This window comes from Nonomuraea sp. NPDC005983 (genome assembly GCF_040614375.1).
GTDB lineage: Bacteria > Actinomycetota > Actinomycetes > Streptosporangiales > Streptosporangiaceae > Nonomuraea.
Map to the genome: position 1 here is coordinate 1 of NZ_JBEXUP010000049.1, position 26216 is coordinate 26216.

23 protein-coding genes and 1 pseudogene are annotated in these 26216 nt (G+C 72.1%); 13 read left to right on the top strand and 11 right to left on the bottom strand.

The features are described 5' to 3' along the window. Window positions 1-89 precede the first annotated feature (89 nt). Both ABZ297_RS21870 and ABZ297_RS21875 read right to left on the bottom strand, forming a co-directional pair. Window positions 90-1676 carry a peroxidase family protein gene (locus ABZ297_RS21870; RefSeq protein ID WP_355348954.1) on the bottom strand — a complete coding sequence of 529 codons (1587 nt, stop codon included), beginning with the start codon at window positions 1674-1676 and terminating at the stop codon, window positions 90-92. 2 nt (window positions 1677-1678) lie between these two features. Further along, the gene (locus tag ABZ297_RS21875) at window positions 1679-2986 is read right to left on the bottom strand and encodes a cytochrome P450 (protein WP_355348957.1); all 1308 of its coding nucleotides are present in this window, start codon (window positions 2984-2986) and stop codon (window positions 1679-1681) included. Window positions 2987-3205: 219 nt separating this feature from the next. Here ABZ297_RS21875 and ABZ297_RS21880 point away from each other — a divergent pair, with 219 nt between their 5' ends. Further along, window positions 3206-4162, top strand: coding sequence for an acyl-CoA desaturase (locus ABZ297_RS21880; protein WP_355348960.1), 957 nt, complete (start codon window positions 3206-3208; stop codon window positions 4160-4162). 189 nt (window positions 4163-4351) lie between these two features. Here ABZ297_RS21880 and ABZ297_RS21885 read toward each other — a convergent pair whose 3' ends face one another. Continuing rightward, entirely contained in the window at window positions 4352-5218 is an 867-nt protein-coding gene (locus tag ABZ297_RS21885; RefSeq protein ID WP_355348963.1) for a neutral zinc metallopeptidase, read from the bottom strand. An 83-nt stretch (window positions 5219-5301) separates the two neighbouring features. Here ABZ297_RS21885 and ABZ297_RS21890 point away from each other — a divergent pair. Continuing rightward, window positions 5302-5406: pseudogene (locus ABZ297_RS21890) on the top strand (cyclase family protein); the annotation flags it as partial. A gap of 7 nt (window positions 5407-5413) precedes the next feature. On the opposite strand, the gene ABZ297_RS21895 reads toward ABZ297_RS21890, so the two are convergent. Then, on the bottom strand, window positions 5414-6277 hold the full coding sequence (locus ABZ297_RS21895) for a LysR family transcriptional regulator (RefSeq protein WP_355348966.1): 864 nt from the start codon (window positions 6275-6277) through the stop codon (window positions 5414-5416). A gap of 80 nt (window positions 6278-6357) precedes the next feature. Here ABZ297_RS21895 and ABZ297_RS21900 point away from each other — a divergent pair, with 80 nt between their 5' ends. Next, on the top strand, window positions 6358-7146 hold the full coding sequence (locus ABZ297_RS21900) for an alpha/beta fold hydrolase (protein ID WP_355348969.1): 789 nt from the start codon (window positions 6358-6360) through the stop codon (window positions 7144-7146). A 120-nt stretch (window positions 7147-7266) separates the two neighbouring features. After that, window positions 7267-8667, top strand: a complete 1401-nt coding sequence (locus tag ABZ297_RS21905) for an FGGY family carbohydrate kinase (RefSeq protein WP_355348972.1) — start codon at window positions 7267-7269, stop codon at window positions 8665-8667. Between the two features lie 39 nt (window positions 8668-8706). Here the strand turns inward: ABZ297_RS21905 and ABZ297_RS21910 are convergent, their stop codons facing one another. From ABZ297_RS21910 to ABZ297_RS21920, 3 genes are all read right to left on the bottom strand, one after another. After that, the gene (locus ABZ297_RS21910) at window positions 8707-9357 is read right to left on the bottom strand and encodes a TIGR04282 family arsenosugar biosynthesis glycosyltransferase (RefSeq protein WP_355348974.1); all 651 of its coding nucleotides are present in this window, start codon (window positions 9355-9357) and stop codon (window positions 8707-8709) included. Beyond that, on the bottom strand, window positions 9354-10019 hold the full coding sequence (locus tag ABZ297_RS21915; RefSeq protein WP_355348977.1) for a glycosyltransferase family 2 protein: 666 nt from the start codon (window positions 10017-10019) through the stop codon (window positions 9354-9356). Before ABZ297_RS21915 ends, ABZ297_RS21910 begins: the two co-directional genes overlap by 4 nt. 89 nt (window positions 10020-10108) lie before the next feature. Beyond that, entirely contained in the window at window positions 10109-11113 is a 1005-nt protein-coding gene (locus tag ABZ297_RS21920) for an NAD-dependent epimerase/dehydratase family protein (RefSeq protein ID WP_355348980.1), read from the bottom strand. A 246-nt stretch (window positions 11114-11359) separates the two neighbouring features. Between ABZ297_RS21920 and ABZ297_RS21925 the strand changes: the two genes are divergently transcribed. The 5 genes from ABZ297_RS21925 to ABZ297_RS21945 all read left to right on the top strand — a co-directional run bounded on the left by ABZ297_RS21925 (window position 11360) and on the right by ABZ297_RS21945 (window position 17663). Continuing rightward, window positions 11360-12913, top strand: coding sequence for a glycosyltransferase family 39 protein (locus ABZ297_RS21925; protein WP_355348983.1), 1554 nt, complete (start codon window positions 11360-11362; stop codon window positions 12911-12913). Window positions 12914-13038: 125 nt separating this feature from the next. Next, entirely contained in the window at window positions 13039-14403 is a 1365-nt protein-coding gene (locus ABZ297_RS21930) for a molybdopterin-dependent oxidoreductase (protein WP_355348986.1), read from the top strand. An 8-nt stretch (window positions 14404-14411) separates the two neighbouring features. After that, window positions 14412-14960, top strand: a complete 549-nt coding sequence (locus ABZ297_RS21935) for a hypothetical protein (RefSeq protein ID WP_355348989.1) — start codon at window positions 14412-14414, stop codon at window positions 14958-14960. 10 nt (window positions 14961-14970) lie between these two features. Continuing rightward, on the top strand, window positions 14971-16776 hold the full coding sequence (locus ABZ297_RS21940; RefSeq protein WP_355348992.1) for a glycoside hydrolase family 15 protein: 1806 nt from the start codon (window positions 14971-14973) through the stop codon (window positions 16774-16776). Between the two features lie 83 nt (window positions 16777-16859). After that, window positions 16860-17663 carry an alpha/beta hydrolase gene (locus ABZ297_RS21945; protein ID WP_355348995.1) on the top strand — a complete coding sequence of 268 codons (804 nt, stop codon included), beginning with the start codon at window positions 16860-16862 and terminating at the stop codon, window positions 17661-17663. 33 nt (window positions 17664-17696) lie between these two features. Here the strand turns inward: ABZ297_RS21945 and ABZ297_RS21950 are convergent, their stop codons facing one another. Both ABZ297_RS21950 and ABZ297_RS21955 read right to left on the bottom strand, forming a co-directional pair. After that, the gene (locus ABZ297_RS21950) at window positions 17697-18086 is read right to left on the bottom strand and encodes a VOC family protein (protein ID WP_355348998.1); all 390 of its coding nucleotides are present in this window, start codon (window positions 18084-18086) and stop codon (window positions 17697-17699) included. Window positions 18087-18117: 31 nt separating this feature from the next. Beyond that, complete coding sequence (locus tag ABZ297_RS21955; RefSeq protein ID WP_355349001.1) at window positions 18118-18303, bottom strand: hypothetical protein; 186 nt, start codon at window positions 18301-18303, stop codon at window positions 18118-18120. Window positions 18304-18417: 114 nt separating this feature from the next. On the opposite strand from ABZ297_RS21955, the gene ABZ297_RS21960 reads away from it, so the two are divergent. Both ABZ297_RS21960 and ABZ297_RS21965 read left to right on the top strand, forming a co-directional pair. Beyond that, window positions 18418-19065, top strand: a complete 648-nt coding sequence (locus ABZ297_RS21960) for a TetR/AcrR family transcriptional regulator (RefSeq protein ID WP_355349004.1) — start codon at window positions 18418-18420, stop codon at window positions 19063-19065. 351 nt (window positions 19066-19416) lie between these two features. Continuing rightward, complete coding sequence (locus ABZ297_RS21965) at window positions 19417-19911, top strand: hypothetical protein (protein WP_355349007.1); 495 nt, start codon at window positions 19417-19419, stop codon at window positions 19909-19911. Window positions 19912-19966: 55 nt separating this feature from the next. Here the strand turns inward: ABZ297_RS21965 and ABZ297_RS21970 are convergent, their stop codons facing one another. After that, window positions 19967-21523: a protein kinase gene (locus ABZ297_RS21970; protein ID WP_355349010.1), complete on the bottom strand. Its 1557-nt coding sequence runs from the start codon at window positions 21521-21523 to the stop codon at window positions 19967-19969. 165 nt (window positions 21524-21688) lie between these two features. On the opposite strand from ABZ297_RS21970, the gene ABZ297_RS21975 reads away from it, so the two are divergent. Beyond that, on the top strand, window positions 21689-22276 hold the full coding sequence (locus ABZ297_RS21975; protein WP_355349013.1) for a hypothetical protein: 588 nt from the start codon (window positions 21689-21691) through the stop codon (window positions 22274-22276). 128 nt (window positions 22277-22404) lie between these two features. Beyond that, window positions 22405-24720, top strand: a complete 2316-nt coding sequence (locus ABZ297_RS21980; RefSeq protein ID WP_355349016.1) for a LuxR C-terminal-related transcriptional regulator — start codon at window positions 22405-22407, stop codon at window positions 24718-24720. A 47-nt stretch (window positions 24721-24767) separates the two neighbouring features. On the opposite strand, the gene ABZ297_RS21985 is transcribed toward ABZ297_RS21980, so the two are convergent. After that, on the bottom strand, window positions 24768-26201 hold the full coding sequence (locus ABZ297_RS21985) for an MFS transporter (protein WP_355349019.1): 1434 nt from the start codon (window positions 26199-26201) through the stop codon (window positions 24768-24770). Window positions 26202-26216: the final 15 nt, after the last annotated feature.

The following is a 26216-nucleotide window of genomic DNA, read 5'->3' on the forward strand; positions in this document are numbered from 1 at the left end:
GGCCGCCGCCTCCCGGATCGTGACCCCGATGTCGACCAGCTCGCGGGCCGCGCCGCGCAACTGCCCGGCGGCCTGTCCGCTCTCCCCGCTCACCGGCCCGGCCGGCGCGTCATGCTGACGAAACGGGGGCGCGGATCCTCCGGGACGTTGCGGTGCAGGACGTCCGACAGCGACCGGGTGGTCGCGATGATCCGCAGGCCGTGCGGGGAGAAGGTCGCGGCGTTGAACACCCGCGGGGCCAGCAGCGGGTTGGTCAGCGCCTGGGAGAAGGCGTCGATGGCGATGATCTTCGTGAGGAGCGGCGGCAGTATGGCGTTGGGAGCGCCGGGTTCCTCGGCGAACAGGCCGACGTACAGGTCGAGGTCGTCGACGCTGCGGTACAGCTCGCGCAGCGCGCCGCTGACCCGCTCGTCGCCGGAGACCTGCTCGAAACCGCGTACCCGGGGGAAGCGGCAGTGCTCCCGGTAGCTGTTGTACGGGGCCAGGCCGAGGACGCGTGAGTCGGCGATGCTGGCCACGTCCACCTCCCTCAGGAGGGGGTCGGTGTTGAACAGGCCGATGCGGCCGGCGCGCTGGTGGGAGGCGTCCTCGAAGAGCCGGCCGAGGCCGGGTTCGGGGATCAGCGCGCCGCCGACCAGAGTCTGCGCCATCGGCAGGTCGCGCCCGCCCACCGACAGCCAGGACGGGATCAGGCTGTGCCAGCGGTAGACGAGGTTGAACTCCACCGAGGCCCAGTTCTCGCGGTGCCAGGGCGCGCGGGCCAGCAACGACGGCAGCCGCGGGTCGAGAGTGAAGCGGAAGTGGTAGGGCGTGATGTGGTTGATGTACTCCTCGACCACCAGCTTGATCAGCAGCACGATGAGGATGTTGCGTGCCGTCTGGAACAGGCGCTCGTCGTCCCAGCGCGGGTGGTGCCCGGCGAGCAGGCGGGCCACCCTGTTGTGCTCGCGCAGGAACAGCACCGTGAGCATGGTGAAGCCGATCTGGATGTTGCCCCGGTCGCTTCCGGTGGCGAACAGGGTGTCGCGCTGCGCGTCGGTGAGCTCCGCGAAGCGGATGACGCTCAGCGGGGCGAACTCCGGTTTGATCTTGCCGTTCTCGCACAGGTACGGCGGGAACTCCCCGCCGTTGATGAGCTGGCTCTTGAGCAGCCCGCCGTCGAACGCGCGCAGCGCGGCCGTCGCCGTCTCGTGGAGGCCGTACACCTGGTTCAGGTCGATGTGGTGGTTGGAGCTGTTCTTGCGGGGGTCACGCGGGATGTTGGTGTCGCCGCGCAGGAAGCCGTCGGTGAACCACTGGGCGAAGTACGCGAACAGCACCGTGGAACGAGGGCAGGGAAGCATGGTCTCGCCGCGGGTGAACAGGTCGGCGGCGCGCTCGGGAGTGGGCCGGCAGCCCTCGGCCACAGCGACCGGAGGCACGTGCCTGCCGCTGTAGGTGCGGTCGGTCAGCGACGCCCAGGACGTGTAGTCGGCCATCGTGCTCAGCGGCTCCGGCCGTGGAGGCATCTCGCGGATCGCGTGGTCGATCAGCGAGGCGTTGAGGTGACGCCGTACCGGCTGGATGGCCTGTGCGAGCTCCCATAACGGCCGGCCACTGGTCAGAGCCAGGAACCTGAGCCGGTTGGCGGCCCCGTCGGTGGCGATGCCGCGCGCCTTCGCCCTGCCTGCCGTCATCGTCACCCCTCCTGGCCGTCTGCGCCGAGCCCGAGGACGAACCGGTCGGGGAAGATCCCGTTGGAGCGGACGATCTGCCCTTCCGGCGCCGGGAGCAGGCGCAGGCCGGGGCGCAGCAGCAGGCGGCGGACGACTTCGCAGATGATGACCCTGGCCGGATGCACGCCGAGGCAGGCGTGATGGCCGTGGCCGAAGAACAGCTGATGGTGGCCCGGCCGGTCGAGGCGGAACTCGTGGGGCTCCGTCACCACGTCCGCGTCGAACATGGCCGAGGCCGGCGCGGCGAGGACGAACGTGCCCGCGGGGATCAGCGTGCTGCGCGGGGTGCCGGCGGCCAGGACGTGGTCGCGCTCGCACAGCCGGGGAAGCAGCTTGAAGAACGGGTTGAACCGCAGCGCCTCCCAGACGTAGCGGTCGAAGCCGCGGGGGTCGCGGGCGGCGGCGGCCTGGACGGCCTGTTCCAGCACCTGCGGGCGCAGCAGAAGCTGCTCGACCGCCTCGACCATGGCTCCGGGAGCGCTCTCCACGAACCCCAGAGGCAGCCCGGCCATGTTGATCAGGATGCGCTCGTCGTCGATACCGACCGCGGCGGGCAGGGCGGTGCGGACGAGCCTGGTGAAGACGTCGTCAGGCAGGTCCTGCCCGGCCCGCAGCGCGGCCCTGCGCTCGGCGAGCAGGCCACGCAGGTGGTCCATCATCTCCGCGCCCGCGACGACCGACGCGGCCTGGATCTCCGGATCGCCCGTGAAGTTGGCGAAGCCGTCGGTGACCATGGCCCGTGTCCATCGCGACAGGGTCTGCGGGTCGGGGCCGGAGAAACCGAAGTACTGCGCGCAGACGCCCAGGGCGACGGGGCGGAACAGCTCGTGGACCGCTTCGACGCGGCCGGACGGCCAGGCGGCGTCGAGCAGCTCGTCGGCGAGGCGCCCGGCCAGCTCGCGTACGTCGGCCGCGTCGCGCGGGTCGAGCATGACCTGCATCAGCCCCCGGTCGCGCCAGTTCATCGGGGTGGCGTCGTGGCCCAGCATGAACGGGCCGCCCAGCGCGGCGTCGAGGCGCGGGCCGAACGCGCGGACCGAGAAGACCTCCTCGTGGGAGAGCACCTCGACGACGTCGGGCAGGCGGGTCACGACCGTGAAGGCGGGCGTGACGAAGATGGGGCGTTGCCCGCGGAGCTCGGCGAACAGGGCGCGCCAGTCGGTGCGCATCCACTCTCGGACCATGACGAGCGCGGCCATCGGATCGCGGGCCAGAGCCTCGTCGTATCTCTCCAGATGGCTGCCCGTGGTTGTCTGATCGACGGCACCCATGCGATAGACCCTCCCGCCTGAAGTCGGAACGAACAGAGATCATCACGCTGTGTGGCCACAACAATCTAGGCACGTGACGCACGCTCCCAGATGACTACCGTATGGATTGTTTTGATTCCGCTAAGTGATTGATTCGTTACTCCCAGGCCATTGCCGTGCTCTGGGGACCCGGCCGTTCAATGAGGAGCCGAACGGTCTTCGCCGATCATGGGAGGTAGCGTGAGCTGGTCATCCGTGCCGCGGCCGGGCTCGGGCAGGGCGGAGACGGTGGCGGTCACCACCGGCCGCCGTACCGCCTACCTGGTCGTCCTCGTGGTGCTTCCCGTGCTGCTGCTGGCTCTCGCCGTACCCGCCGCCTGGGGGTGGGGCATCGGCCCGCGCGACGTGCTCATCGCGGTCGTAATGTACCTGGTCAGCATCTTCGGGATCGCCATCGGCTACCACCGGCTCTTCACCCATCGGGCGTTCAGGTGCCGCAGGCCGCTGCGCATCGCGCTCATGCTGGCCGGCGGCATGGCAGTCGAGGGCCCGGTCACGCTGTGGACGGCCGAACACCGCCGTCACCACAAGTACGCCGACCGTGACGGCGACCCGCACTCGCCGTGGCGTTACGGCGACGGTGGCCTGGCCCTGCTGCGCGGCATGATGCACGCCCACGTCGGCTGGTTCTACACCGCGCGCCACCGCTCCAGCCGCCGGCACTGGGTGCCGGACCTGCTGGCCGACCCGGACATCCGGCGGTTCGACGCCGCCTACCCGGCCGTCGTGGCGCTGTCGTTCGCGCTCCCCGCCGCGGTGGGCGGGCTGTGGTCGATGTCGTGGACGGGCGCGTGGACCGCCTTCTTCTGGGGCGGGCTGGTCCGCTACGCCGTGGTGCACCACGTCACGTGGTCGGTGAACTCCATCGCGCACACCTTCGGCGAGCGTCCGTTCCGGACCAGGGACCGGTCGTCGAACGTGAGATGGGTGGCGATGCTGACGTTGGGCGAGGGCTGGCACAACTGGCATCACGTGGAGCCGACCTGTGCCCGGCACGGCGTGCTCAAGGGGCAGCTCGACCCGAGCGCCCGGCTGATCCGCTGGTTCGAGCGGGCAGGCTGGGCCTACGCCGTGCACTGGCCGGACCCCGGCCGCCTGGCCGCCCGCCGTACCGAGGAGCGCGACCCGCGCACGTGACCGGGCGCACACCTGTTCTCCTACAACGACACCTCGTCCGGCGCGATCGAACTCACCCGTGCCCAGGGGGTGAGCGTGCAGGTCTACAAGCTCGACCAGCCGCCCACCACCCGGAGCGGATCGACGGTGACGTCGAACATCGCCGCGAACGAGTACCTCACCGTCCTCGACGTGTCGCTGAGCTGAGCGCTAGGCCACCTTCGAGGAGGCGGCCGCCCAGGTGTTGCACGAACCCGGGTCGCCGGTGGCGAAGCCGCGCTTGGTCCAGGCGACGACGTTGGCCCTCTTGCCGAACCAGCGCTCCGCACCGCGAGCGTCCCCTGAGCGGAGGCTCTGCAGGTACGTCCAGTCCTTCGTGGTCCTGCCTTCGAGCGGCCAGACGCTCTTCAGGAAAGCGGCGCCGAAGCAGCCGAGCTGGAGACTGTTACGCCGTTGCTGCTCCCTGACCTCGGCCTTGCTGTGGGCCGGCGCCGCGTCAAAGGCGTCGTAAATTCCGACGAGCTTCTGGACGTGGTTGGCGTACGTCTCGGCGACCATGGTGAACAGCCAGAGGTCCGAGGGGTCGCTGAGCCAGTCCTTGCCCAGTTGGAAGACCAGCGTGCCGGTTTGTTCGCAGTAAAGGCTCTGCGAATCGTCGTTGTTGATGTTGATGCCGCAGTACTTCTTGGGCAGTTTGTCGATGTACCGCACCTTGGCCTTGCGGTAAGGCAGGCCGGCGCCGGTGAGGTGCTGCTCCCAGGTGGTTTCCAGGCAGCCGACGATTGCGTTGACGTAGGTCCGGGCCGCCTTGCGGTCGTTCTTCTTGAGCGGCGGCTCCGTGCAGGTGGACGTGGGCAGCGCGCCGGCCTCGTAGAGCGGGTTGGCAATGAGCTTCGGGTGTTTGACGGGATATGCCGTCGTCGCGGCGGTGGCCGTACCCGATAAGGACAGCATCGAGGCGGCGGACAGCGCCGTGATCAGAATTTTCTTCACGAGGCGTGACAATAGGGCCGCGCCTGCTTCCAGGCAAAGGGTTTCGCCGCCCGATGTTTTATCGCCGCCAGTCGCAATAAACATCGGTGACGCCTGCTGCGGCCTATGACGTACGCCGCGTAGTACTTGTACGGGCCCGCATCTTTGCCGGAATCCCGCGACGAGGGCTCGACCAACTGCCCCCGTCGGGCTTCCGCTTCCACGCCGCCCCGCCGTGCGTCGAGGGCATGGGCACCTTCCCCGTGCGGGCGTACGCGCTGGTGGACGAGTAGCCGGGAGTCACCGGGTCAGGTGCGCGACGAAGCGCGCCGTGGCCGCCGTGGGAGACGGCAGGGGATTCCAGGCGAGGCCGATGGGGCGCTGCTGCGCCGGCACCAGGGGACGGTAGGCGGGGTCGTCGTGCTCCGGCGTGGCGGGCCGGGGCAGGATGCCCACGCCCAGCCCGGCGCCGATGAGGCCGCGCACGGTGGCGATCTCCTCGCTCTCGAACGCGATGACCGGTTCGAACCCGGCCTCGCGGCACAGCCCGTCGATGACCCGGCGCAGGTCCGTGGTGGGAGGGAGGGCGATGAACGGCTCGTCGCGCACGTCCCGGAGGGTCAGCTCCTCGACGGCGGCGAGCGGGTGGTCGACCGGCAGGGCGATGCAGAGCTGCTGCTCGCGAAGCCGGTGCCAGCGCGCGCCGTCGCCCTGCGGGGGCGGGGTGACCAGGGCGGCGTCGATGTCGCCGCCGTTGAGCCAGGCGAACAGCTCGCGGGCGAACCCCTGGCGCAGTTCGAACCGGATGCCGGGGGTGACGGCCCGGTGGTCGCGCAGGATCTCGGGGACCAGCCAGCGTCCCACGGAGTGCAGGAACCCCAGCCTGATCAGCCCGGTGTCGGGGTTGGCCAGGGCGTCGAGGCGCCGGCGCGCGTCGTCCACTTCGCCTACCGCGCGGGCGGCGTGCTCGCGGAACAGCGCGCCGAACCGGTTGACGGCGAGCCGGCGGCCGTGCCGGTGGAACAGCTCGACACCGAGGTCCGCTTCCAGCCGGGCGAGGGCGCGCGACAGCGTGGACTGGTTGACGCCCTCGATCGCCGCCGTGTCGCGCATGTTCTCCGTGTCGCACAACGACAGGAACCAGCGCAGCGTTTGCACGTCCATCGAGCGATGATGCTTAACAGGCATCAGCTTCGTCAAATGCTGCATTTTGAGCATCAGCGCTGATCAGGCAGGATCGGACCGTGCCAGTAGCCATAAGCCGGGACGGCGTCGCGCTGTCCTACCAGACCCGCGGCCGGGGCGAGGCCCTCGTCCTCCTGGCCGGCCAGGCCAACAACCACCACTGGTGGGACGGCGTCAGGACCGACTTCGAGAACGACCACCTCACGGTCACCCTCGACTACCGCGGCACCGGCGAGAGCGACAAACCCGACATGCCGTACAGCACGCGCGGGTTCGCCTCGGACGTGATCGCCGTCCTCGACGACCTGGGCGTCGAGCGCGCCCACGTCTACGGGACGTCGATGGGCGGGCGCGTCGCCCAGTGGCTGGCCGCCGACCACCCCGCCCGGGTGCGCTCGCTGGTGCTGGGCTGCACCTCGCCGGGAGGCGGGCACGGCCTCGAACGTGACAACGCCGTCAGGAAGTCGCTGGCCCAGCCCGACAGGCGGGCGGCCCTCCAGGCCCTGCTGGAGCTGATGTACACCCCCGGATGGCTGGCCACCCACCCCGGCCCGCACACCACGGTCGGCGATCCCGGGATGCCCGCCTTCGCGCGGCGCCGCCACCTCGCGGCCAGCGCCGGGCACGACGCCTGGGACGCGCTGCCCCGCATCACCGCGCCGACGCTGGTCATCCACGGAACCGACGACCTCCTCAACCCGGCGGCCAACGCGTCCCTGCTCGCCGAACGCGTCCCGGGGGCGAGGATGGTGCTCATCGCCGGCGCCAGGCACGCCTACTTCGAGGAGTTCCGCGACTTCGCCGGCCCCGTCGTCCTGGACTTCCTGGCCGGCCTCATGCACGGGTGACCGGCAGCTCGCCGCCGGCCGGTGAGCGCGGGCCTCGCAAACAATATGAATCTTCGGCCTTTATCTGACCAGCTAAACTGGCAGGTGATCGGGCTCGTACGTCGATGCAGTGAGACAACAATGGCACTCGTCGCGGGCGTCGATTCGTCGACCCAGAACTGCAAGGTCGTGATCCGAGACGCCGTCACCGGAAATCTGGTCCGCTCCGGCAAGGCCGCCCATCCGCCAGGCACCGAGGTGGATCCGGCGCGGTGGTGGGAGGCGCTGCGGGCGGCGGTCGCCCGCGCCGGCGGGCTCGACGAGGTCGCGGCGATCGCGATCGCGGGTCAGCAGCACGGCCTCATCCCGCTCGACGGCGACGGCCGCGTCATCCGTCCGGCGCTGCTCCGGAACGACACCAGATCGGCCGCCGCCGCGCGTGACCTGGTGTCCGAGGTGGGCGCCGAGACCTACGCGCGCAGGACGGGAACCGTCCCGGTGGCCTCCTTCACCGCCGCCAAGCTGCGCTGGCTGCGCGACAACGAGCCGCACAACGCCGCCCAGGTCGCCGCCGTCGCGCTGCCGCACGACTGGCTGACCTGGCGGTTGCGCGGGTACGGCCCGGCCGCTTCGAGCGCGCTCGGGCCGGACCTCGGCGCGCTCGTCACGGACCGGTCGGACGCCAGCGGCACGGCCTACTGGGACCCGGCCACCGGCCGGTACGACCTGGAGCTCTTCGAACGGGCGCTCGGGCACGCGGCGATCGTGCCGCGGGTCCTCGGCCCGTCGGAACGCGCGGGCACGGTCTCCGGGACGTCGGCCGTCGTCGGCGCAGGCGCGGGCGACAACGCGGGAGCGGCGCTCGGCCTCGGCGCGGCCCCCGGCGACGTCGTCGTGTCGATCGGGACGAGCGGCACCGTCTTCGCCGTGACCGACCACCCGACACGCGACGACACGGGCACCGTCGCCGGGTTCGCCGACGCCAGCGGCCTGTTCCTGCCGCTGGTTGCCACGCTGAACGCGGCCCGCGTCCTGGACGCCGTGGCGGGCATCCTCGACGTCGACCACGGCGAACTCGGCGAACTCGCCCTCGAAGCCCCTCCCGGCGCGCACGGCCTCGTGCTGCAGCCGTACTTCGAGGGCGAGCGCACTCCCAACCTGCCCGACGCCACGGCCACGCTCTTCGGGCTGACGCTCGGCTCGGCGACCCGGCCGAGCCTGGCGCGGGCGGCGATCGAGGGCATGCTGTGCGGTCTCGCCGACGGTCTCGAGGCCGTCCACCGGCAGGGGGTCGAGACCGGCCGCATCCTGCTGATCGGCGGGACGGCCCAGAACGCCGCCGTGCAGGAGATCGCCGCGCAGACGTTCGAGCCGCCCGTGGTCGTCCCGCGCCCCGGCGAGTACGTCGCCGACGGGGCCGCGGTCCAGGCGGCATGGGCGCTCACGGGGACGCGTCCGCGCTGGCCGCTGTCGATCGCCGCCGAGCCCGCGCCCGACTACCGGCCGATCATCCGCAAGCAGTACACCCGGTACGCGCGCTGACCTAACCCGGAAACCTACGCGCCTGCCGGGGTTCAGGTGTCAGAGCGTCGCGGTGAACTCGTTCAGCTTGGCGGCGAAGAGGGAGTGCGGGGCGAGCGCGGCCACGGCGAACACGTCCTCGGCGGTGTCCACGTCGGTCAGGCAGGGCATCGAGGCCACGCTCAGCCCGGCGTCCTCGAGCCGCCGCAGCTGCTCCTCGCCGGTGGTCCGCTCCGACATCGGGACTCCGAGCAGCAGCGCCGGATCGGGCGCACGCAGGCCGAGCAGCCAGAAGCCGCCGTCCGTCGCCGGGCCGAACACCGCGTCGTGCGGGCCGAGCAGACAGAGCGCGGTGACCAGCAGGTCCGGCGTGATCTGCGGGGTGTCCATGCCGATGAGCACGACGGGGGCGGGCAGCAGCCGGTGGGCGTCGTCGAAGGCCGCCGCGAGCCGCTCGTCCAGCCCGTCGCCGCGCTGCGGCAGCACCGTGAAGCTCTCGGGGAGCCATGGCCCCGGAGTGCCGTCCAGTGCGATCACGTGGCGGGTGGCGGGCACGCGGGCGACCGTCCGCAGGGTGTCCTGCAGCGCCGCGGCGGCCAGTGCGGCGGCCTCGCGTGGGGTGAAGGGCGGGGTCAGCCGGGTCTTGACCCGGCCCGGCACCGGCTCCTTGGCGAGGACCACGACCTGGGACGCGGCCGTCTCCCCTGTCATGCCCTGCGCTCCCGTCCGGCCATGACCCGGCGCATGTCGCCGATGGCCCGCAGCGTGCCGCGCACGGTGCCGGTCACCTTCGACCGGCCCGCCCGGGGCAGGTAGTCCACGTCGGCCTCGCCGATCCGCCAGCCCGTGGCCGCCGCGCGCAGGACCATCTCCAGGGGGTAGCCGCAGCGGCGGTCGACCAGCCCGAGCGCCAGCAGCCCGGCGCGTCCGCCCGCCCGCATCGGGCCGAGGTCGTGCAGGGGGACGCCGGTCCGGCGGCGCAGCCTCCTGGCCAGCAGGGCGTTTCCCAGCCGGGCGTGCACCGGCCAGGACGCGCCGGGTCGGAGGACGCGACGCCCGAGGACCAGATCCGCCTCGCCGGCCACCACCGGCCCGGTCACCCGTGGCAGCTGCTCGGGGTTCAGCGACGCGTCGGCGTCCATGAAGCACACGACGTCCGTGGTCGCGGCGGTCAGCCCCGCGTGGCAGGCGGCGCCGAACCCGCGCCTGGGCTCGGTCACCACCGTCGCGCCGAGCTCGGCGGCGATCCGCGCCGATCCGTCGGTCGAACCGTTGTCGACCACGATCGGGTGGAAGCCGTCCGGCATCCGTTCGAGCACCCACGGCAGCGCCGCCTCCTCGTCGAGGCAGGGCAGCACCACATCGATCCGCATGGTTCGACGCTAGAGCGGCGGACAGGCTCGACCCGTCCGCGAAGGACGCCTGCTTTCCGAGAAATAACCAGTTCAAGCCCGAAGCCGGGTCATCCGAGTGGCGCCACGGCGAACTCCCGCATCCCCTCGGCGAACCCGATCTCCGCCCGGAACCCGAGCTCACGCGCGGCGCGGCCCGCGGCGGCGACGATGTGCCGCACGTCCCCGAGGCGGTACTCACCGGTCGTGACCGGCTCCGGACCGCCGTGCGCGGCCGCGAGCGCGGCGGCCATCTCGCCGATCGTGTGCGGTTCGCCGCTGGCCACGTTGCAGGTCGTCAGCGCCGCCGGAGGGACGCCGGAGCCGAGGGCCAGGACGTTGGCGCGGGCGACGTCCCGGACGTGCACGAAGTCACGCCGCTGCCGGCCGTCCTCGAACACCCGGGGCGCCCTGCCGGACTCCAGAGCCGACCGGAAGATGGCGGCGACCCCCGAGTACGGCGTGTCCCTGGGCATCCTCGGGCCGTAGACGTTGTGGTAGCGCAGCGCGATCGCCGTGCCGCCCGTCTCCCGCGCCCAGCTGGCGGCCAGGTGCTCCTGGGCGAGCTTGGTGGCGGCGTAGGCGTTGCGGGGCTCGGGGGGCGCGTCCTCGTCGGTCGCGAGGGGGGACGGCTCCGATCCGCAGTACGGGCAGCGGGGTTCGAAGGCGCCGCGGGCGAGATCCGGCTGCGCGCGTGGGCCGGGCCGGACGCGGCCGTGCCGCGGGCAGTCGTAGACGCCCTCGCCGTACACGACCATCGACGAGGCCAGGACCAGGCGGCTCACGCCGTGCTCCGCCATGGCGGCGAGCAGCACGGCGGTGCCGTGCACGTTCACCGACGCGTACTCCGGCATGTCGGCGACGCCGAGCCCGATCCCGACCTTCGCGGCCTGGTGGACCACCGCGTCGACGCCGCGCAGCGACCGGGCGAGCGTCTCCGCATCGCGCACGTCGCCGAGAACGAGACCGGCCCCGGGCCGGCGGTCGAGGCCGGAGACCTCGTGGCCGGCGGCCTCCAGCGCCTCGACCACATGGCTTCCGACGAACCCGGCCGCGCCGGTGACGAGTGTCCTCACCACGCCAACCCTAGGGCGGGAGGCTCCCGTGTTCGGGGAGCGCCGATCCCGCTCCACGGCAGCTTTGACCATATGAAGGACATTTCATGCGGCGGCCCCGACCCGGCCTCCGGGCGTTCGCCGTTAACGTGACCGGTGTGGCCGTGGACGCCTTCCGATGATCTGGGACGAACCGTCGTCTCACGCTCTCGCGGACTTCCGCGCGGCGGGGCACGGCCCGGCCTGGCAGGCGCGGCGCGGCTTCCGGTGCTGCTGGCCGCGGGCGCGGGGCTCGCCGCGATCGCCGTGTGGGCCGGCACCGCCGCGAGCCGGATCGGCTATCCGTACGCCCTGGAATGGCTGGAGGGCAATTCGCTGGTCGAGGTGGAACGGCTGCTCGCCGGGCAGCCGCTGTACACCGCTCCCACGGTCGACTACGTGCCCGACTCCTACCCCCCGCTGTACTTCGCCGCGTCGGCGGCCCTGGCGGAGGCGCTGGGGGTCTCCTATCTCCCGCTCCGGCTGGTCTCGCTGGCCGCCTGCCTCGGTTGCCTCGCCGTCCTCGCCCGGCTGGTCCAGCGCGAGACCGGGGACCTGGCCGCCGGGGTGGCCGCGGCGGGGCTCTACGCCGCGACCTACTTCGCCGCCGCCTCCTGGTTCGACTTCGCCCGGGTGGACTCGCTGTTCCTCCTCTTCAGCCTCGCCGGGCTCTACGTGGCCCGGTGGATGCGCGGGCCGGGCGGCGCGGTGGTCGCCGGCCTGCTGCTCGCAGCCGCCTTCCTCACCAAGCAGAGCGCCCTCGCCGAGGCGGTGGCGATCACCGTGGCGCTGGTGTGCGGCCGTCAACGCCGGCCGGCGGCGGTGCTCGCCGCGACGTTCGCGGGCGTGGTGGGCCTGACCACGCTCCTCTGGGACGTGACAAGCCACGGCTGGTACGTGTTCTACGTCTTCGAGCTGCTCGCCCAGCACCCGGTCGAGCACGCTGCGCTCGCCGGGTTCTGGACCTGGTACCTGCTGCCCACGCTCGGCGTCGCCCTGGGGGCGGCCCTGCTCGCGGCCGGGCGGATCCCGCTGCTCGTCGGCCTGGGCTGCCTCGCGCTGGCCGTCGAGGGCTACGCCGCCCTCCTGCACACGGGCGGCGCGGTGAACAACATGCTCCCGGTGTACGCGGCCGTGGCCGTGCTCGCCGGCATCGGGATGGGCGGCCCGGCACCGAGCCCGCGCCGGCACAGCACGCCGTCCTCACCTGGCGCCCGCCCGCGCCGGCACAGCTCGCCGTCCTCGCCCAGGGCACGCCCGGCGCCGAGCCTGAGCCGGGCGCTGGCCGGCACGCTGGTGCTGGCGCAGCTCGTCGTCCTCGCCGTCACCACCTTCGCGGCCGGCCGGGTGATCCCGGACGCCGCCGACCGCCGCACCGGTGACCGGCTCCGCGCGTGGCTGGCGGGGCTCGGCGGGCCGGTGGCACTCGTCTCCGATCCGGGTCTGCTCGTGCTGGCCGGGCTGCCGCCGGTGGCGCACCTGGCCGCCGCCGGGGACGTCCTGCGGGGCACCGACCGTGCCGCCCGAGCCGAGCTGGAACGGAGCATCGCCCGCGCGGTGGCCGGGCGGCGGTTCGCCGCGATCGTGGTCGCGCAGCAGGCCGATCTCCAGGGATTCCCCCCCGACCTGGCCCGGTACTACCGCCGCTGCCCCCAAAGGTTGCTGGCGGACGTCTCTGACGAGGTGTTCCAGCCGATCGGAGGGGGATCTTCGCGGCCTTCGGCGTTGTGGCTCCCCGTGGGGCGGGGTTCCTGCTCGGAGATCGCCGGCCGGCTCGGCTGACCGCCCGACCTGGCACGTTAGACAACCCCAGAAGAGGGCATTTCCGACAAGTAACGCTGACGACCTGCTTTTCGAACGCGAGCCTGAGCGCTCAACTGCTTTCGCTGAGGTTTCGGGGGGATTCGATGTCGGATCGGCCGTCCCAGGGGGACGCCCAGCGCGGCGACGAGCCCGCCGCGAAGGCGGGCCGCACGCCCGCGCGTCCGGGACGAACCTGGCCGCCAGGCCCGCCACCGGGCCCGTTCCGGCCGGAGTTCTGGCGCAGCCCGCTGCGCGGCCCGTGGCTGACCTCGGTACTCGGCCTCGTGCTGCTGATCGGGATCCCGATCGTCGCGATCACCGGACTGGTGTCGTACGCCGCCTACGAACCGCGGCTGCCCATCAACGACACGACTCCGGAGAGCGGGTGGCTGAGCTTCTACCTGTTCGGCTGGCCGACGCACCCGGCCTGGCTGTACCGGGTCACCCAGGGAGTGCACGTCACCCTCGGGCTCACGCTGGTCGCGGTACTGCTGGCCAAGCTGTGGTCGGTGATCCCTAAGCTGTTCGCCTGGCCTCCGGCCCGCTCGCCCGCCCAGGCTCTGGAACGTGCCAGCCTGCTGCTCCTGGTCGGCGGCGCGGTGTTCGAGTTCGTCACCGGCATCCTGAACATTCAGCTCTTCTACGTCTTCCCGTTCTCCTTCTACCCGGCCCACCTGTACGGGGCGTGGATCTTCCTCGCGGCGTTCGCCGTCCACGTCGCCGTCAAGCTGCCGAAGATGGTCCGGTCGCTGCGGTCGCGCAGCTTCCGCCGTGAGCTGCGGACCGGCCTCGACGGCACCCGGCCGGAGCCGCCCGATCCGGACGGCCTGGCCCCCGTGCGCCCGGCGGACCCCACCATCTCGCGCCGAGGTCTGCTCGCCTTCGTCGGCGGCGCCTCGCTGGTGACGCTCGGCCTGTCCGTCGGCCAGACCCTGGACGGGCCGCTGCGACGCACCGCACTGCTCGCCCCGCACGGACGGGACTACGGCTCGGGCCCCAACGACTTCCAGGTGAACAAGGCCGCCGCCGAGATGGGCATCAATCCGGCCGACACCGGCCCCGGATGGGTGTTGCAGGTGGTCGGCCCGCTCGCGGCACTCCTGAAGCGCGCGGACCTGCTGTCGATGCCGTTGCACACGTACGCGCTGCCGATCGCGTGCGTGGAGGGCTGGTCGACCGAGCAGACGTGGACGGGCGTGCGGCTGGCCGACCTGGCCCGGCTGGTGGGCGTGACGCCAGGCTCGGCGTACGTGTTCGTCGAATCCCTGGAACGCGGGGGCGCCTTCGGCCAGGCGTCGCTGAGCGCGAGCCAGGTGGCCGACCCCCGCTCCCTGCTCGCCCTGCGGGTCAACGGCGCCGACCTGTCTCTCGACCACGGGTTTCCCGCCAGGATGATCGTCCCGAACGCCCCCGGCGTGCACAACACGAAGTGGGTCCGCAAGCTCAGCTTCTACCCCACCGGATCGTGAGCGGCGCCATGGCTGCCCGGATCCGCGCCATGTACCGGTGGATGACCGCCCGCTACGGGGCCGACCCGTTGCACCTGCTGGCGCTGATCGCCTGCTTCGCCCTGGCCGGGTACGCCGCCAGCCGGGTCGTCGCCGCGGGCATCTGGGTCGGCTTCCTGGTGTGGTTCGTCGGCGCCGCGATCGTCCACGACCTGCTGCTGTACCCGTTGTACGCCATCGCCGACGTCGCCGCCCAGCGGCGGCCGTGGCGTCGCCGCCGTCCGCCGTCGCCCCCCGTCGCCTGGGCACCGTCGATCAACTACGTCCGGGTGCCGGCCGCCCTTTCCGGGCTGCTGTTCCTGATCTGGTTCCCGCTCATCCTCCGCTTCTCCGAGGCCAACTACCGCAGGTCGACAGCGCTGGACCTGAGCCCGTACCTCGGCCGATGGCTGCTGATAACCGGCGTGCTCTTCGCCGGATCCGCGCTCGCCTACGCCATCAGGACGCGCCGGCGCAGGGCCCTCACCCGGCCCCGGCCTCGCCCGCCACGAGCCCGGCGCCCCTCGCCGCGCGGTTGACGAGGCATCGTTGAGCACGCGACCGATCAGCGACCACGCCCTGCTGGGGGACTGTCGTTCCGCGGCCCTGGTCACGTCCGACGGTTCGGTGGACTGGCTGTGCATGCCGCGCTTCGACAGCCCGTCCATCTTCGCCCGGCTGCTCGACGAGAACGCCGGCTACTGGTCGATCCGGCCCAGCGGGGCCGCAGAGGTGACCCGCCGGTACCTGGACGGCACTCTGGTACTGGAGACCACCTTCCGCTGCCCCGGCGGAACCGTGGTCCTGGTGGACGCCCTCGCGCTGGGCGGCGGGGAACGCGGGCACGCGATGGGCGCGTCCTCGCCCGGCGTCCTGCTGCGCCAGGCGACCTGCGTCGAAGGGCGCGTCCCCGTGCAGGTCGTGTACGCGCCGCGGCCCGAGTTCGGGCTCGTCAAGCCGCTGATGCGGCCCGTCCGCGGCGGCCTGGTCGCCCACGGCGGGGCGCACCTCCTCACCCTGTCGGCCCCCGTCGACCTGCGGGTGAGCGGTTCGGTCGCCGACGCCACCGTCACGCTGCGGGCCGGAGAACGCCTCGGCCTGGCCCTGCAGGCGGGCTGGGCCTGGGGCGCCGAACCACCGCACCGCAGCCCGCGGCGCATCCGCCGCCACCTCAAGGACACCGTCGCGGGTTGGCGTTCCTGGTCGCGGCTGCACGCCGCGTACCAGGGCCCCTGGCAGGACCAGGTCGCCCTGAGCGGCCGGGTGCTGCGAGCGCTGACGTTCGCCCCCACCGGGGCCATCGTCGCCGCGGCCACCACGTCGCTGCCCGAGAGCGTCGGCGGCGTGCGGAACTGGGACTACCGCTACACCTGGATCCGCGACACCAGCTTCACCCTGCAGGCGCTCGCCACGGCGGCGTGCGAGATGGAGGAGACCGCGTTCTTCACCTTCCTCGCCCGCGCCTCGGCGACCCAGCTCGACCTCGGGATGGACCTGCAGATCATGTACGGCGTGGGTGGCGAACGGGACCTGAGCGAACGGCCGCTGACCCACCTGACCGGCTGGCGGAGCAGCGCTCCGGTACGCGTCGGCAACGACGCGTGGCTGCAGCGCCAGATCGACGTCTACGGGGAGTTGCTGGACGCGGCCCACCAGATCTACCGCGACGCGTGCACGCCCGACGCGCTCACCCGCTCCTTCCTGATCGGCGTGGCCGAGGCGGCCGCCCGCCGCTGGCAGGAACCGGATCAGGGCCTCTGGGAGATCCGGGGGCCGAACCGGCACTACCTCCATTCGAAACTCATGTGCTGGGTGGGTCTGGACCGGGCGATCACCCTGGCTCCCCTGCTCGGGGCCACCGGGCGCGTCGAGCACTGGACGCGCGCCCGCGAGCAGATCCGCGCCGCGATCCTGACCCGCGGGTGGAACCAGGACGTGGGCGCCTTCACCCAGACATTCGCCGACTCCGATCTGGACGCGTCCGTGCTGATGATGCCGATGGTCGGCTTCCTGCCCGGCGACGATCCCCGCGTGCGGGCCACCGTCGACGCCGTGGCCGCACGTCTGACCGACGCCCGCGGCCTGGTGCACCGGTACCGCGCCGCCGACGGGCTCCCCGGGCAGGAGGGCACGTTCCTGCTGTGCACCTTCTGGCTCGCCCACGCCCTGGCGCTCGCGGGCGAAGGCGCCCTGGCCGAACAGGCGTTCAGGACCGCGTCCTCGTACGCCAACGACGTCGGCCTGCTGGCCGAAGAGGTCGACTCCGCGACAGGGGAACCCATCGGAAACTTCCCGCAGGCCTTCAGCCACATCGGCCTGATCAACGCCGCCCGCGCCATCCGCGACGCTGGATGACCACCGATGTCGAGACGCGCGGGACGGCTCCGACTTCACTGTGCGAGGCGGCCCCGCCTTCGCCCACAGCCTCAGGAGGAGACATGACACAGCCCGCCTTCCAGACCGTGACCTCGGCCGACGGCACGCCCATCGCTTTCGAGCAGACCGGCGCCGGGCGCCCGGTGATCCTCGTGGGCGGCGCCTTCAACGACCGCTCCACGGTCGCCGCGCTGGCCGCCGCGCTGGCCCCCGACCTCACCGCGATCACCTACGACCGTCGCGGCCGGGGCGACAGCGGGACGGCCGACGACGGTTACGCCGTCGAGCGTGAGATCGAGGACCTCGCCGCGCTGATCGAGCACGCGGGCGGATCGGCCGCCGTGTTCGGGCACTCCTCGGGTGGGGTCCTGGCCCTGGAGGCGGCCCAGCGCGGCCTGCCGATCGACCGTCTCGCCGTCTACGAGCCGCCGTACGTCGTCGAGGGCACCCGTGCCCGCCCGCCCGTCGACCTGGTCGACCGTTTCCGGACCCTGCTCGGGCAGGGCCGCCGCGACGAGACGGTGGCGCTCTTCCTGACCGAGGCGGTGGACGTGCCCGCCGAGATGGTCGAGGGCATGCGGGCCGAGCCGGTGTGGAAGTGGTTCACCGGGCTCGCGCACACGCTGCCCTACGACGCCGCGCTGTGCGGCCCCGGCAGCGTCCTGCCTGCCGACCGGCTGGAGACCATCACGATGCCGACGCTCGCCATCGGCGGTGGCCTCAGCCCGCAGTGGCTCACTGCCGCCGCCCGCGCCGTCGCCGACGCCGTCCCCGGCGCCCGCTACCTCACCCTCGACGGGCAGGATCACGGCGTGCTCAACCAGCCGGAAGCGCTCCGGCCCGTCCTGGTGGACTTCCTCACCTGACAGCACTAGACGCGCCTTTGTCGTGGGGGCGGGTCAGCGGTGTTCGGGGGCGGCCCATTCGACGAACTGAACGATCACGCCGTTGGGGTCGGTGACCTGGAACAAGGCTTCGCCCCAGGGCTCCTGGCGCAGCGGCATGGTGATCTGCGCCCCGGCGTCGCGCAGCTGCTTTTCCTGCTCGGCCAGGCCGCCGGCGAGGGTGAAGGCGAGGATCAGACCGCCGGCACGCTGGTCGCGCTGCTCGGGCGGCAGCACCTCGATGCCGCGGGCGAGCAGGACGATGTCGACCGCGTCGTCGCGCGACAGGGAGGCGAAGCCGTCGGCGGCCTGCTGGACGGTGTAGCCCAGGTAGGTGGTGAAGAACGCCTGGGAGGCGGCGACGTCGTCGACGGTCAGCGAGACGGTGGAAGCGATGAACTGCACGAGATCTCCTCTGGGGCGGTGGGGGGTGGGGTCAGTAGCTGCGGCGCCGGGGGACGATGCGCATGCCCCGGCCTTTCTGCGACGCGCGGATGCTGTGGTCGGACGGCGGACGACGCAGTTCGGCGCCGTGCAGCGGGGGCCGCTCGGGCTGCTGCGACCGGGGCACACGAGCGAACTCGGCCATGGGCGCGGCGGCGTCGTGGGTGTGCTTGCGCATGGGCGTCCCCTTCGGACTTGGTGTTCCATCGTCATAAACTTACGACGGAGGTAAATTTAGCCCAAGACGTCCAAGGATGTCAACATAAAGATGCTACGAGGGTAAGATTGCGTCATGGCTACCCAGACTCCCGCCCCGGCCGCCGGGCTGCGCGAGACCAAGAAGCACGAGACCCGGCAGCTCATCTCCGACCACGCGACCCGGCTGTTCATCGCCCAGGGCTTCGAGCAGACGACCATCGCCGAGATCGCCGCCGCCGCCCGCGTCGCCAAGAAGACCGTCACCAACTACTTCCCGCGCAAGGAAGACCTGGCCCTGGACCATCAGGAGGAGTTCGCCGCCTCCCTGGCCCATGCCGTCACCGCACGACGCCCAGGGGAATCAGCGCTGGCCGCGCTGCGCCGCGCGTTCGCCGACGCCGTGGCCGCCCAGGACCCGGTCGCCGGATTCTCCGGCCAGGAGTTCGCCCGCATGATCGCCGACAGCCCCACCCTGACCGCCTGCCTGCGCGGCCTGCACGACCAGCGTGAACACCACCTCGCGCAGGTGCTCGCCGACGTCACCGCCGCTCAGTCCGACGACATCACCGCGCAGACCGCCGCCGCCCTGCTGGGCACCGTCCACCGCGTGCTGTTTCACCGCATTCAGACCCTCACCCTCGCCGGACACCCCAACGACCAGATCGCCCACACCATCGCCGCCGAAGCCACCCAAGCCTTCGACCTGCTGGAGCCCGCCCTGGCCGACTACGCCTCCGCCTGATATGAGCCATCGGGCCTGCTGTTCAGGCAGGCTCGGCGCCGGGCAGCCGCTAGCCAGCTTGCGAAGAACTGCCACGCGTACGTCTGTCCACGCCGCGCACGACGTCCCCGCTGGTTACCGGCGCACCCCTACCCGCCGCCACAACCACCGCCGCAACCGCCATCCCCATCGCCGTCCCCACCGCCGCCCCCACCCCCAGAACCTGCGCCGCCGGCGCTGTCCCACTTGTCTTGCCGACCCGCGTCGTCGTCGGCCTTTCGAACTAGCCACCAGATGACAAGAACGCCGAGCCCGATCAGAATTGCCATCTCCATCGATACAGTGAATCCCGCTTCCGGCCGGGAGGTAGGGATGTTCTCGATACGCCGCAGAATCCGCATCGATCGCATGGCCCGGGTCGTCGACGGCTTGGACCTGCCCGATGCCGTCTTCGAGACGTGCCCCTACCAACCTCGCGAGCTTGTCGAGACTGGGCTGCGGCAGTGGCTGCGCTGCTGCGGCGCCGCGATGCGTGACAACCGGATCATTGGCATGCCGTCGCACGCCGTTGACGAGGCGTGGCACGGGTTCATTCTGTGCACCGCGCGGTATGCGGCGTTCTGCTCGGCCGCGTACGGCCGCTACCTGCACCACCATCCTGAGGGCGGTGGCCTGCCGGGCACGGCCGTCGCAGGCTCGATGAGCGATCAGCTGGGCCGCACCATCGTCGCCTGGTCGATGGTGGCTCGGCCCGGCGAGCGATGCGTCCTGTGGGACCTGGACGCGCAGGTCGGCGTGCCCGAACCATGGGGCATCCCGGCCGAGCGGGTCGCCGCGATCGACATACGGCTTCGATCCGCCACCTAACCGGGGGTCTTCTTCTGAGTGAGATCTCCCTTTCCGCCGAGATTCGGGGCGGGCCCTACGGCTTCGTCGGGCACATGGTGAAGCTGACGGACTTGGCCCTGGCGACCGGCGAGGTGAGGCGGAAGGTGACCGTGTGCCTCCCGTCCGACGGGGTGAAGACCTTCTTCGAGGCCACGTAGTCGTCGCGGGCGTAGGACGGCAACCGCGACGAGCCGCTCTCGATGACCGCCCCGTCGAAGATCCATTGGTAGGAGTACGGCGCCCCCATCTTCGTGGCCCCCAGCCCGACCGCGAAGTTCGCCGTTCCGACGTAGCAGGTCACGCCCTCCTGGGTGATCTTGCTACCTCCCTGGACGCGCACGTAGTCGAGGGAGAACGCGGCGCTCCCCGTCGCGGTCCTGCTGGAGGTGGGGGTAGGTCGCGCGGTCGGGCGCTTCTTCGAGGGCGTGGGCGTGGGGCGAGGTTGCGCGGTGGTGCGCTTCACCGAGGGGGTGGACGTCGGCGTGGGGCGCGGCCCGGCGGTGGTGCGCCCCACCGAGGGCGTGGGGGTGGACGTGCGGCGCGCCGAGGGCGTCACCGGCTTATTCGGCTCGGACGTCCTGCTCCTGGACGTCCTGCTCTTCGTCGGAGTCGGTGAGGAGGTCTTCGACCCGCTGGAGTCGGCGGCGAGCACCGCCGAAGCCGCCTCGCCGGTCGAGGCGGACTTCCACACGGCGACGCCCGTCAGGGCCACGCCGACCGCTCCGGCCACGGCGACCGCGCCCACGACGCCGGCGACCAGCGGGAACCGGGTGGACGCCGGCTTCTGGGCGGGCTTCGGCGTCGGCCGTTCCCGCCCTCCGAGGAGCCGCAGGAGCACGTCCCGCATGGCCGGGCGCCGGTGCGGGTCCTTGTCCAGGCAGGCGTGGACGATCGAGCGCAGCGGCTGCGGCAGGTCCCCCAGCTGGGCCTCGTGGTGCAGGACGCGGTTGATGACCGCGGGCACGGTGTCCTGGCCGAACGGCGGCGAGCCGGTGGCCGCGAACACGATGACGGACGCCCAGGCGAAGACGTCCGCCGGCTGCCCGACGACGGCGCCCGCGAGCTGTTCTGGAGCCATGTAGGCGGGGGTGCCGACGATGCTGCTGGTGACGGTGGCCGAGGCGTCGGCGGCGCGGGCGATGCCGAAGTCGATGACGCGCGGCCCGTCCCGCCCGAGCAGCACGTTGGCGGGTTTGAAGTCCCGGTGCACGATGCCCGCCTGGTGGATGGCGGCCAGCGCCGTGGCGGTGCTGACGGCCAGGCGTTGCAGGTCTGCGCCGGCATGCCGACCCGCCTGCTGCAAGGAGGGCCCTTCGACGTACTCGCTGACGATGTACGGCCTGCCGCCCAGGGACGCGTCCAGCACCTGGGCGATGCAGAACGGCTCCACCCGGCGGGCCGCGGCGATCTCCTTGGCGAAGCGGTCGTCGCCGGCGACGACCTCGCGCAGAACCTTCACGGCCACGGGACCGCCGTCGGGGGCCTGCCCGAGGTATACGACACCCTGGCCGCCCGCTCCCAGCCGGCCGATGATCCGGTAGGCGCCCACCGCCGTCGGATCACCGTCTCGCAGCGGTTCGACATTCGGCATGAGGAAGTGACTCCTGAGGCGGCCGGGATCAACCTCATGCACCCTAGCGGGATAAATCCGGATTTGTAGGTGCGTTGCGCCGAAGCCGCCGGGCCGGGGGCGTCAACGCGGTCGATTCAGCACAAAGGGCGATGGAGGCGCCCGCCAAGCACTATCTTCCTGATCATGCTTTCCTGGCACGCATCCGTCGACGACATAGCTCCCACGTTCCCGCACCCCGTCCAGCTGCTCGACCTGGCGTTCCTCGGCAGCCCCTTGCAGCCAGACGTGCAGGCCGACCTCGGGGACTGTCTCAGGGCGCAGTTGCAGGCCGCCGAGAACCTGCTCCGTCCCGGGCAGGGGCAGGCCATGCTCGTCCCCAGCGGCGTGACCATGGACGCCACCGGCGTGCTGGCCACCGCGGCCGACTACGAGGTCGACTACGCCTACGACGACGAGGCCGTGATCACCGCGCTGAACAACATGTCGGGCGAGATCCGTCGGCAGGCGGAGAAGCTGCGGTGCTTCGCCCTCGGCTACTACGTGCGGATGAGGCCGGAAGGCGGGCCACGGGAGGTCAGCCTGCGCAGGTCGACCGAGTGGCAGCAGAAGGGCTGGACGCCGCCCCACGGCACCCTCGACGCGGTCGCCGTCGACCTGGAGCACCGGGCGGGAGTCGCGATCACCGTCTTTATGCCTTACGGGTGGCAGGAGTCGACTCTCTTCGTCGGCCGTCCGCTCGCCATCCCGTCCCGGCGGCGCATCTGGGCCTGACCGGCGTCAGCAGCTCCCCTGCCCTGGCGGAGGAGACCTCGCCCCGAGACGCCGGGAGACGGGCCCGGAACCCCGGGTGACCTGGTGAAACATTTGACCGGGTTTGCGGCTGAAACCTACTGTTAGCCATGGCAGTAGCGACGCGAAAACGGCCCGCTGGCAACCTGCCCGCCGACCTGACGGGGTTCGTAGGCCGCCGCAGGGAGGTGTCGGAGGCCCGGAGGCTGCTGGGCGACACGCGCATGCTGACGTTGACCGGCCTCGGCGGGGTGGGCAAGACCCGGCTGGCGTTGCGCGCGGCGGCCGAGGCCCGGCTGGCCTTCCCCGACGGCGTGTGGCTGGTCGACCTGGCCCCGCTCCGGAACGGGGAGCTACTCGCGCGGTCCGTGGCCGACGCCCTGGGCCTGCGTGACGAGTCCTCCCGGCGTCCGCTGTCGGGCCTGGTGGAGTTCCTGGAGGACAAGCGGCTGCTGCTGGTCTTCGACGGCTGCGAGCACCTGACGTACGCGTCGGCCATGCTCGCCAGCAAACTGCTGGGCGCGGCCCCCGGGCTGCGGATCCTGGCGACCAGCCGGGAGACACTGGGCGTCGAAGGGGAGCACGTGCTGGCCGTGCCTCCGCTGGCCGTCCCGGAGCCGGGCCTGCCGCTGGCGGCCCTGAAGCAGTCCGACGCGGTCAGCCTGTTCGCCGAGCGGGGCGCGTACGTGCTGAACGGTTTCACGGTCACGGAGGTCAACGGGGAGGCGGTGGCCGCGCTCTGCCGGCGGCTCGAGGGCATCCCGCTGGCCATCGAGCTGGCCGCGGCCCGGCTGCGGGCGCTGTCCGTGACGCAGATCCTCGACCGGCTCGACGAGCGCACCCCGGGGTACCGCAAGCGGGCCTCGGTGCCCCGCCACCAGACGATGCGGACGGCGATCGACTGGAGCTACGACCTGTGCACCCCGCAGGAGCGGACCCTGTGGGCCCGGCTGTCGGTCTTCTCCGGCGAGTTCGACCTGGAGGCCGTCGAACACGTGTGCGCGGGCGACGGCCTGCCGCAGGAGCAGATCTTCGACCTGGTGGCGGCCCTGCTGGACAAGTCGATCCTGGTGCGCGGCGAGTACGTCACGCACGCCCGGTACCGGCTGCTGGAGACCATCCGCCAGTACGGCCACGACGTCCTGGCCGAGTCCGGGGACGAGATGGCGTTGCGCCGCCGGCACCGCGACCACTTCCGCGGCCTGGCCGAACGGGCGGAGGCCGACTGGTTCGGCCCGCGCCAGGCGGAGTGGATCGCCCGGCTGCGGCACGAGCACGCCAACCTGCGGGCCGCGCTGGGCTTCTGCCTCCGCGAGCCCGGCGAGGCGCGGTACGTCCTGGAGATCGTGGCGGCGTTGTGGAACTACTGGGTGTTCTTCGCCGGCTCCTTCGGGGAGGGCCGCCACTGGCTGGAGCGGGCGCTGGGGCTGGACACGGAGCCCACCGCCGCCCGGGTCAAGGCGCTGTGGGCGAACGCCTGGTTCGCCCTCAGGCAGGCCGACCTGACCGCGGCCCCGCCGCTGCTGGACGAGTGCCGCGAGCTGGCGCGGCGGCTCGACGACCCGGTCGCCCTCGCGTTCGTCGCGCACTTCTCCGGGCTGACCGCCTACCTCCGGGGCGACACGGCCGGCGGGATCCGGCTCCTGCGCGAGGCGCGGGACCTCCACGCGGCCAACGGCGACCAGGACGGCGTGTGGATGACCCTGTTCCACCTGGTCATCGCCTACTCCAGCGCCGGAGACGGCGACCGCGCCGACGCGCTCGCCGCCGAGTGCCTGTCGATGTGCGAGGCCAGGAGCGCCTACCTGTCGAAGTCCAACGCGCTGTGGGTCGTCGGCCTCGCGCGGTGGTTCAGGGGCGAGCAGGACCGGGCCGCCACCCTGGTCAGGAACGGCCTGAGGATCATGCGGTCGCTGGACGACCGGTGGGGCGTCGCCGCCTGCCTCGAAGTGCTGGCCTGGGTCGAGGCGGCCGACGGCCGGGACGAGCGCGCAGCTCGGCTGTTCGGCGCCGCCGGCATGGTCTGGCAGGCGATGGGCACGTCACTGCCGGCGTTCCAGCCGTTCGCCGAGTTCCACAACCTGTGCGAGACGCAGCTGCGCATGTCCCTGGGCCATGCCGGCTACACGGCCGCCTTCCAGCGCGGCGTCGAGCTCACCGCCGACCAGGCCGTCGACTACGCGCTGGACACCGGGGCGCGGGTCCCCGCACCCCGCCGGGAGGCGGAGCCCGGGGAGGCGGCCGTGCTCACCCCCAGGCAGCGGGAGGTGGCCGACCTCATCGCCGAGGGGATGAGCAACAAGGACATCGCCGCGAAGCTGGTCATCGCGCAGCGCACCGCCGAAGGTCACGTCGAGAGCATCCTGACCAGGCTGGGCTTCACGTCCAGGGTGCAGATCGCGACCTGGGTCAGCAGCCATCGGTGACGCGCGCGGACGTCGTCAGGCCCGCCCGCGCGACGTCACCGAGAGCACTATCGAGCCGATACGCCCGCGGGGTCGGGGGCGGGGTCGGGGGCGGCCTCGGCGGTTGTGCGGGCGCGGAGGCCGAACGCGATGATGACCGCGCCGAGCACCGCGGCGGCGATCGGGACGGCCAGGGCGGCCTGGATGGCGTCGAGCCCCGCCTCGCGCGAGTCGCCGGCGAGCGCCGCGACGTTGACGGCGGTCACCGCCGACAGGCCGATCGCCGTGCCGAACTGCATCGCGGTGTACAGCAGGCCGCTGGCCAGCCCCTGCTCGTGCTCGGCGACGCCCTCGGTGGCGGCCATGGTCAGCGGGCCGTAGGCCAGGGAGAACGCCAGGCCGAGCAGCAGCATGGTCGGCAGCATGGCGGTGTAGGCCCAGTCCAGTCCGAGGGGCAGGAACAGCACGTACGCCAGGGCCGCCAGCACCACCCCGGCGAACAGCACCGGGACGTTGCCGAACCGGTTGACCAGCCGCGGCGTCAGGGTCGGGGCGAGCACGGTGTCGAGGCCGATCAGCAGCATGGCCAGGCCCGTCTGCATGGTGCTCCAGCCGCGCAGCTCCTGCAGGTACAGGGTGGCCAGGAACTGGAAGCCGGCGAAGGAGCCGACGAACAGCAGCGCCCCGAGGTTGGCGCGGACGAGCGGGCCCGAACGCAGGATGCCCAGCCGCAGGAGGGGGTTGGCCGAGCGCCGCTCGATCGCGACGAAGACGGCGAGCAGCGCCAGCCCGGCGGCGAACACCCCGGCCGTGCCGGCCCAGCCGTCGCCGGGGTGCTCCAGGCGGACCACCCCGTACACCAGCAGCAGCATCGCCCCGGTGACGCTGAACGCGCCGGCCAGGTCGAAGCCGCCCGCCGGGCGCTCCGGAGCCGCCACGTCCCTGATGAGGAGGACGGCGGCCGCGAGGATCAGCGCCGACAGGACGACCGGGGCGAAGAACACCCACCGCCAGCCGAGCGAGGTCAGCAGCCCACCGGCGACCAGGCCGAGCGAGAACCCGCCTGCCGCCGTTCCCGCGTAGACGCCCAGCGCCTTGGTGCGCTGCGGCCCCTCGGGGAAGGCGCCGGTGACCAGCGACAGCCCGGCGGGGGCCATGAACGCGGCGGCGACCCCGGTGACGAACCGGGCGACCAGCAGCATCCAGCCCTCGGTCGCGAACCCGCCCAGGCCGGAGAAGACCAGGAAGACGGCCAGCCAGAACAGGAACATCCGGCGGCGTCCGAGCAGGTCGGCGGCGCGTCCGCCCAGCAGCATGAACCCGCCGTAGCCGAGGACGTAGGCGCTGACCACCCCGCTCAGCATCCCGGTCGACAGGCCCAGGTCGGCCCGGATCGACGGCAGCGCCACGTTCAGCATCGCTATGTCGATCCCCTCCAGGAAGATCGCGGCGCACAACACCAGCAGCACGCTCCAGGCGCGCCCGCTCATGTGCGTGGACATGGGTCGGCTCCTCTC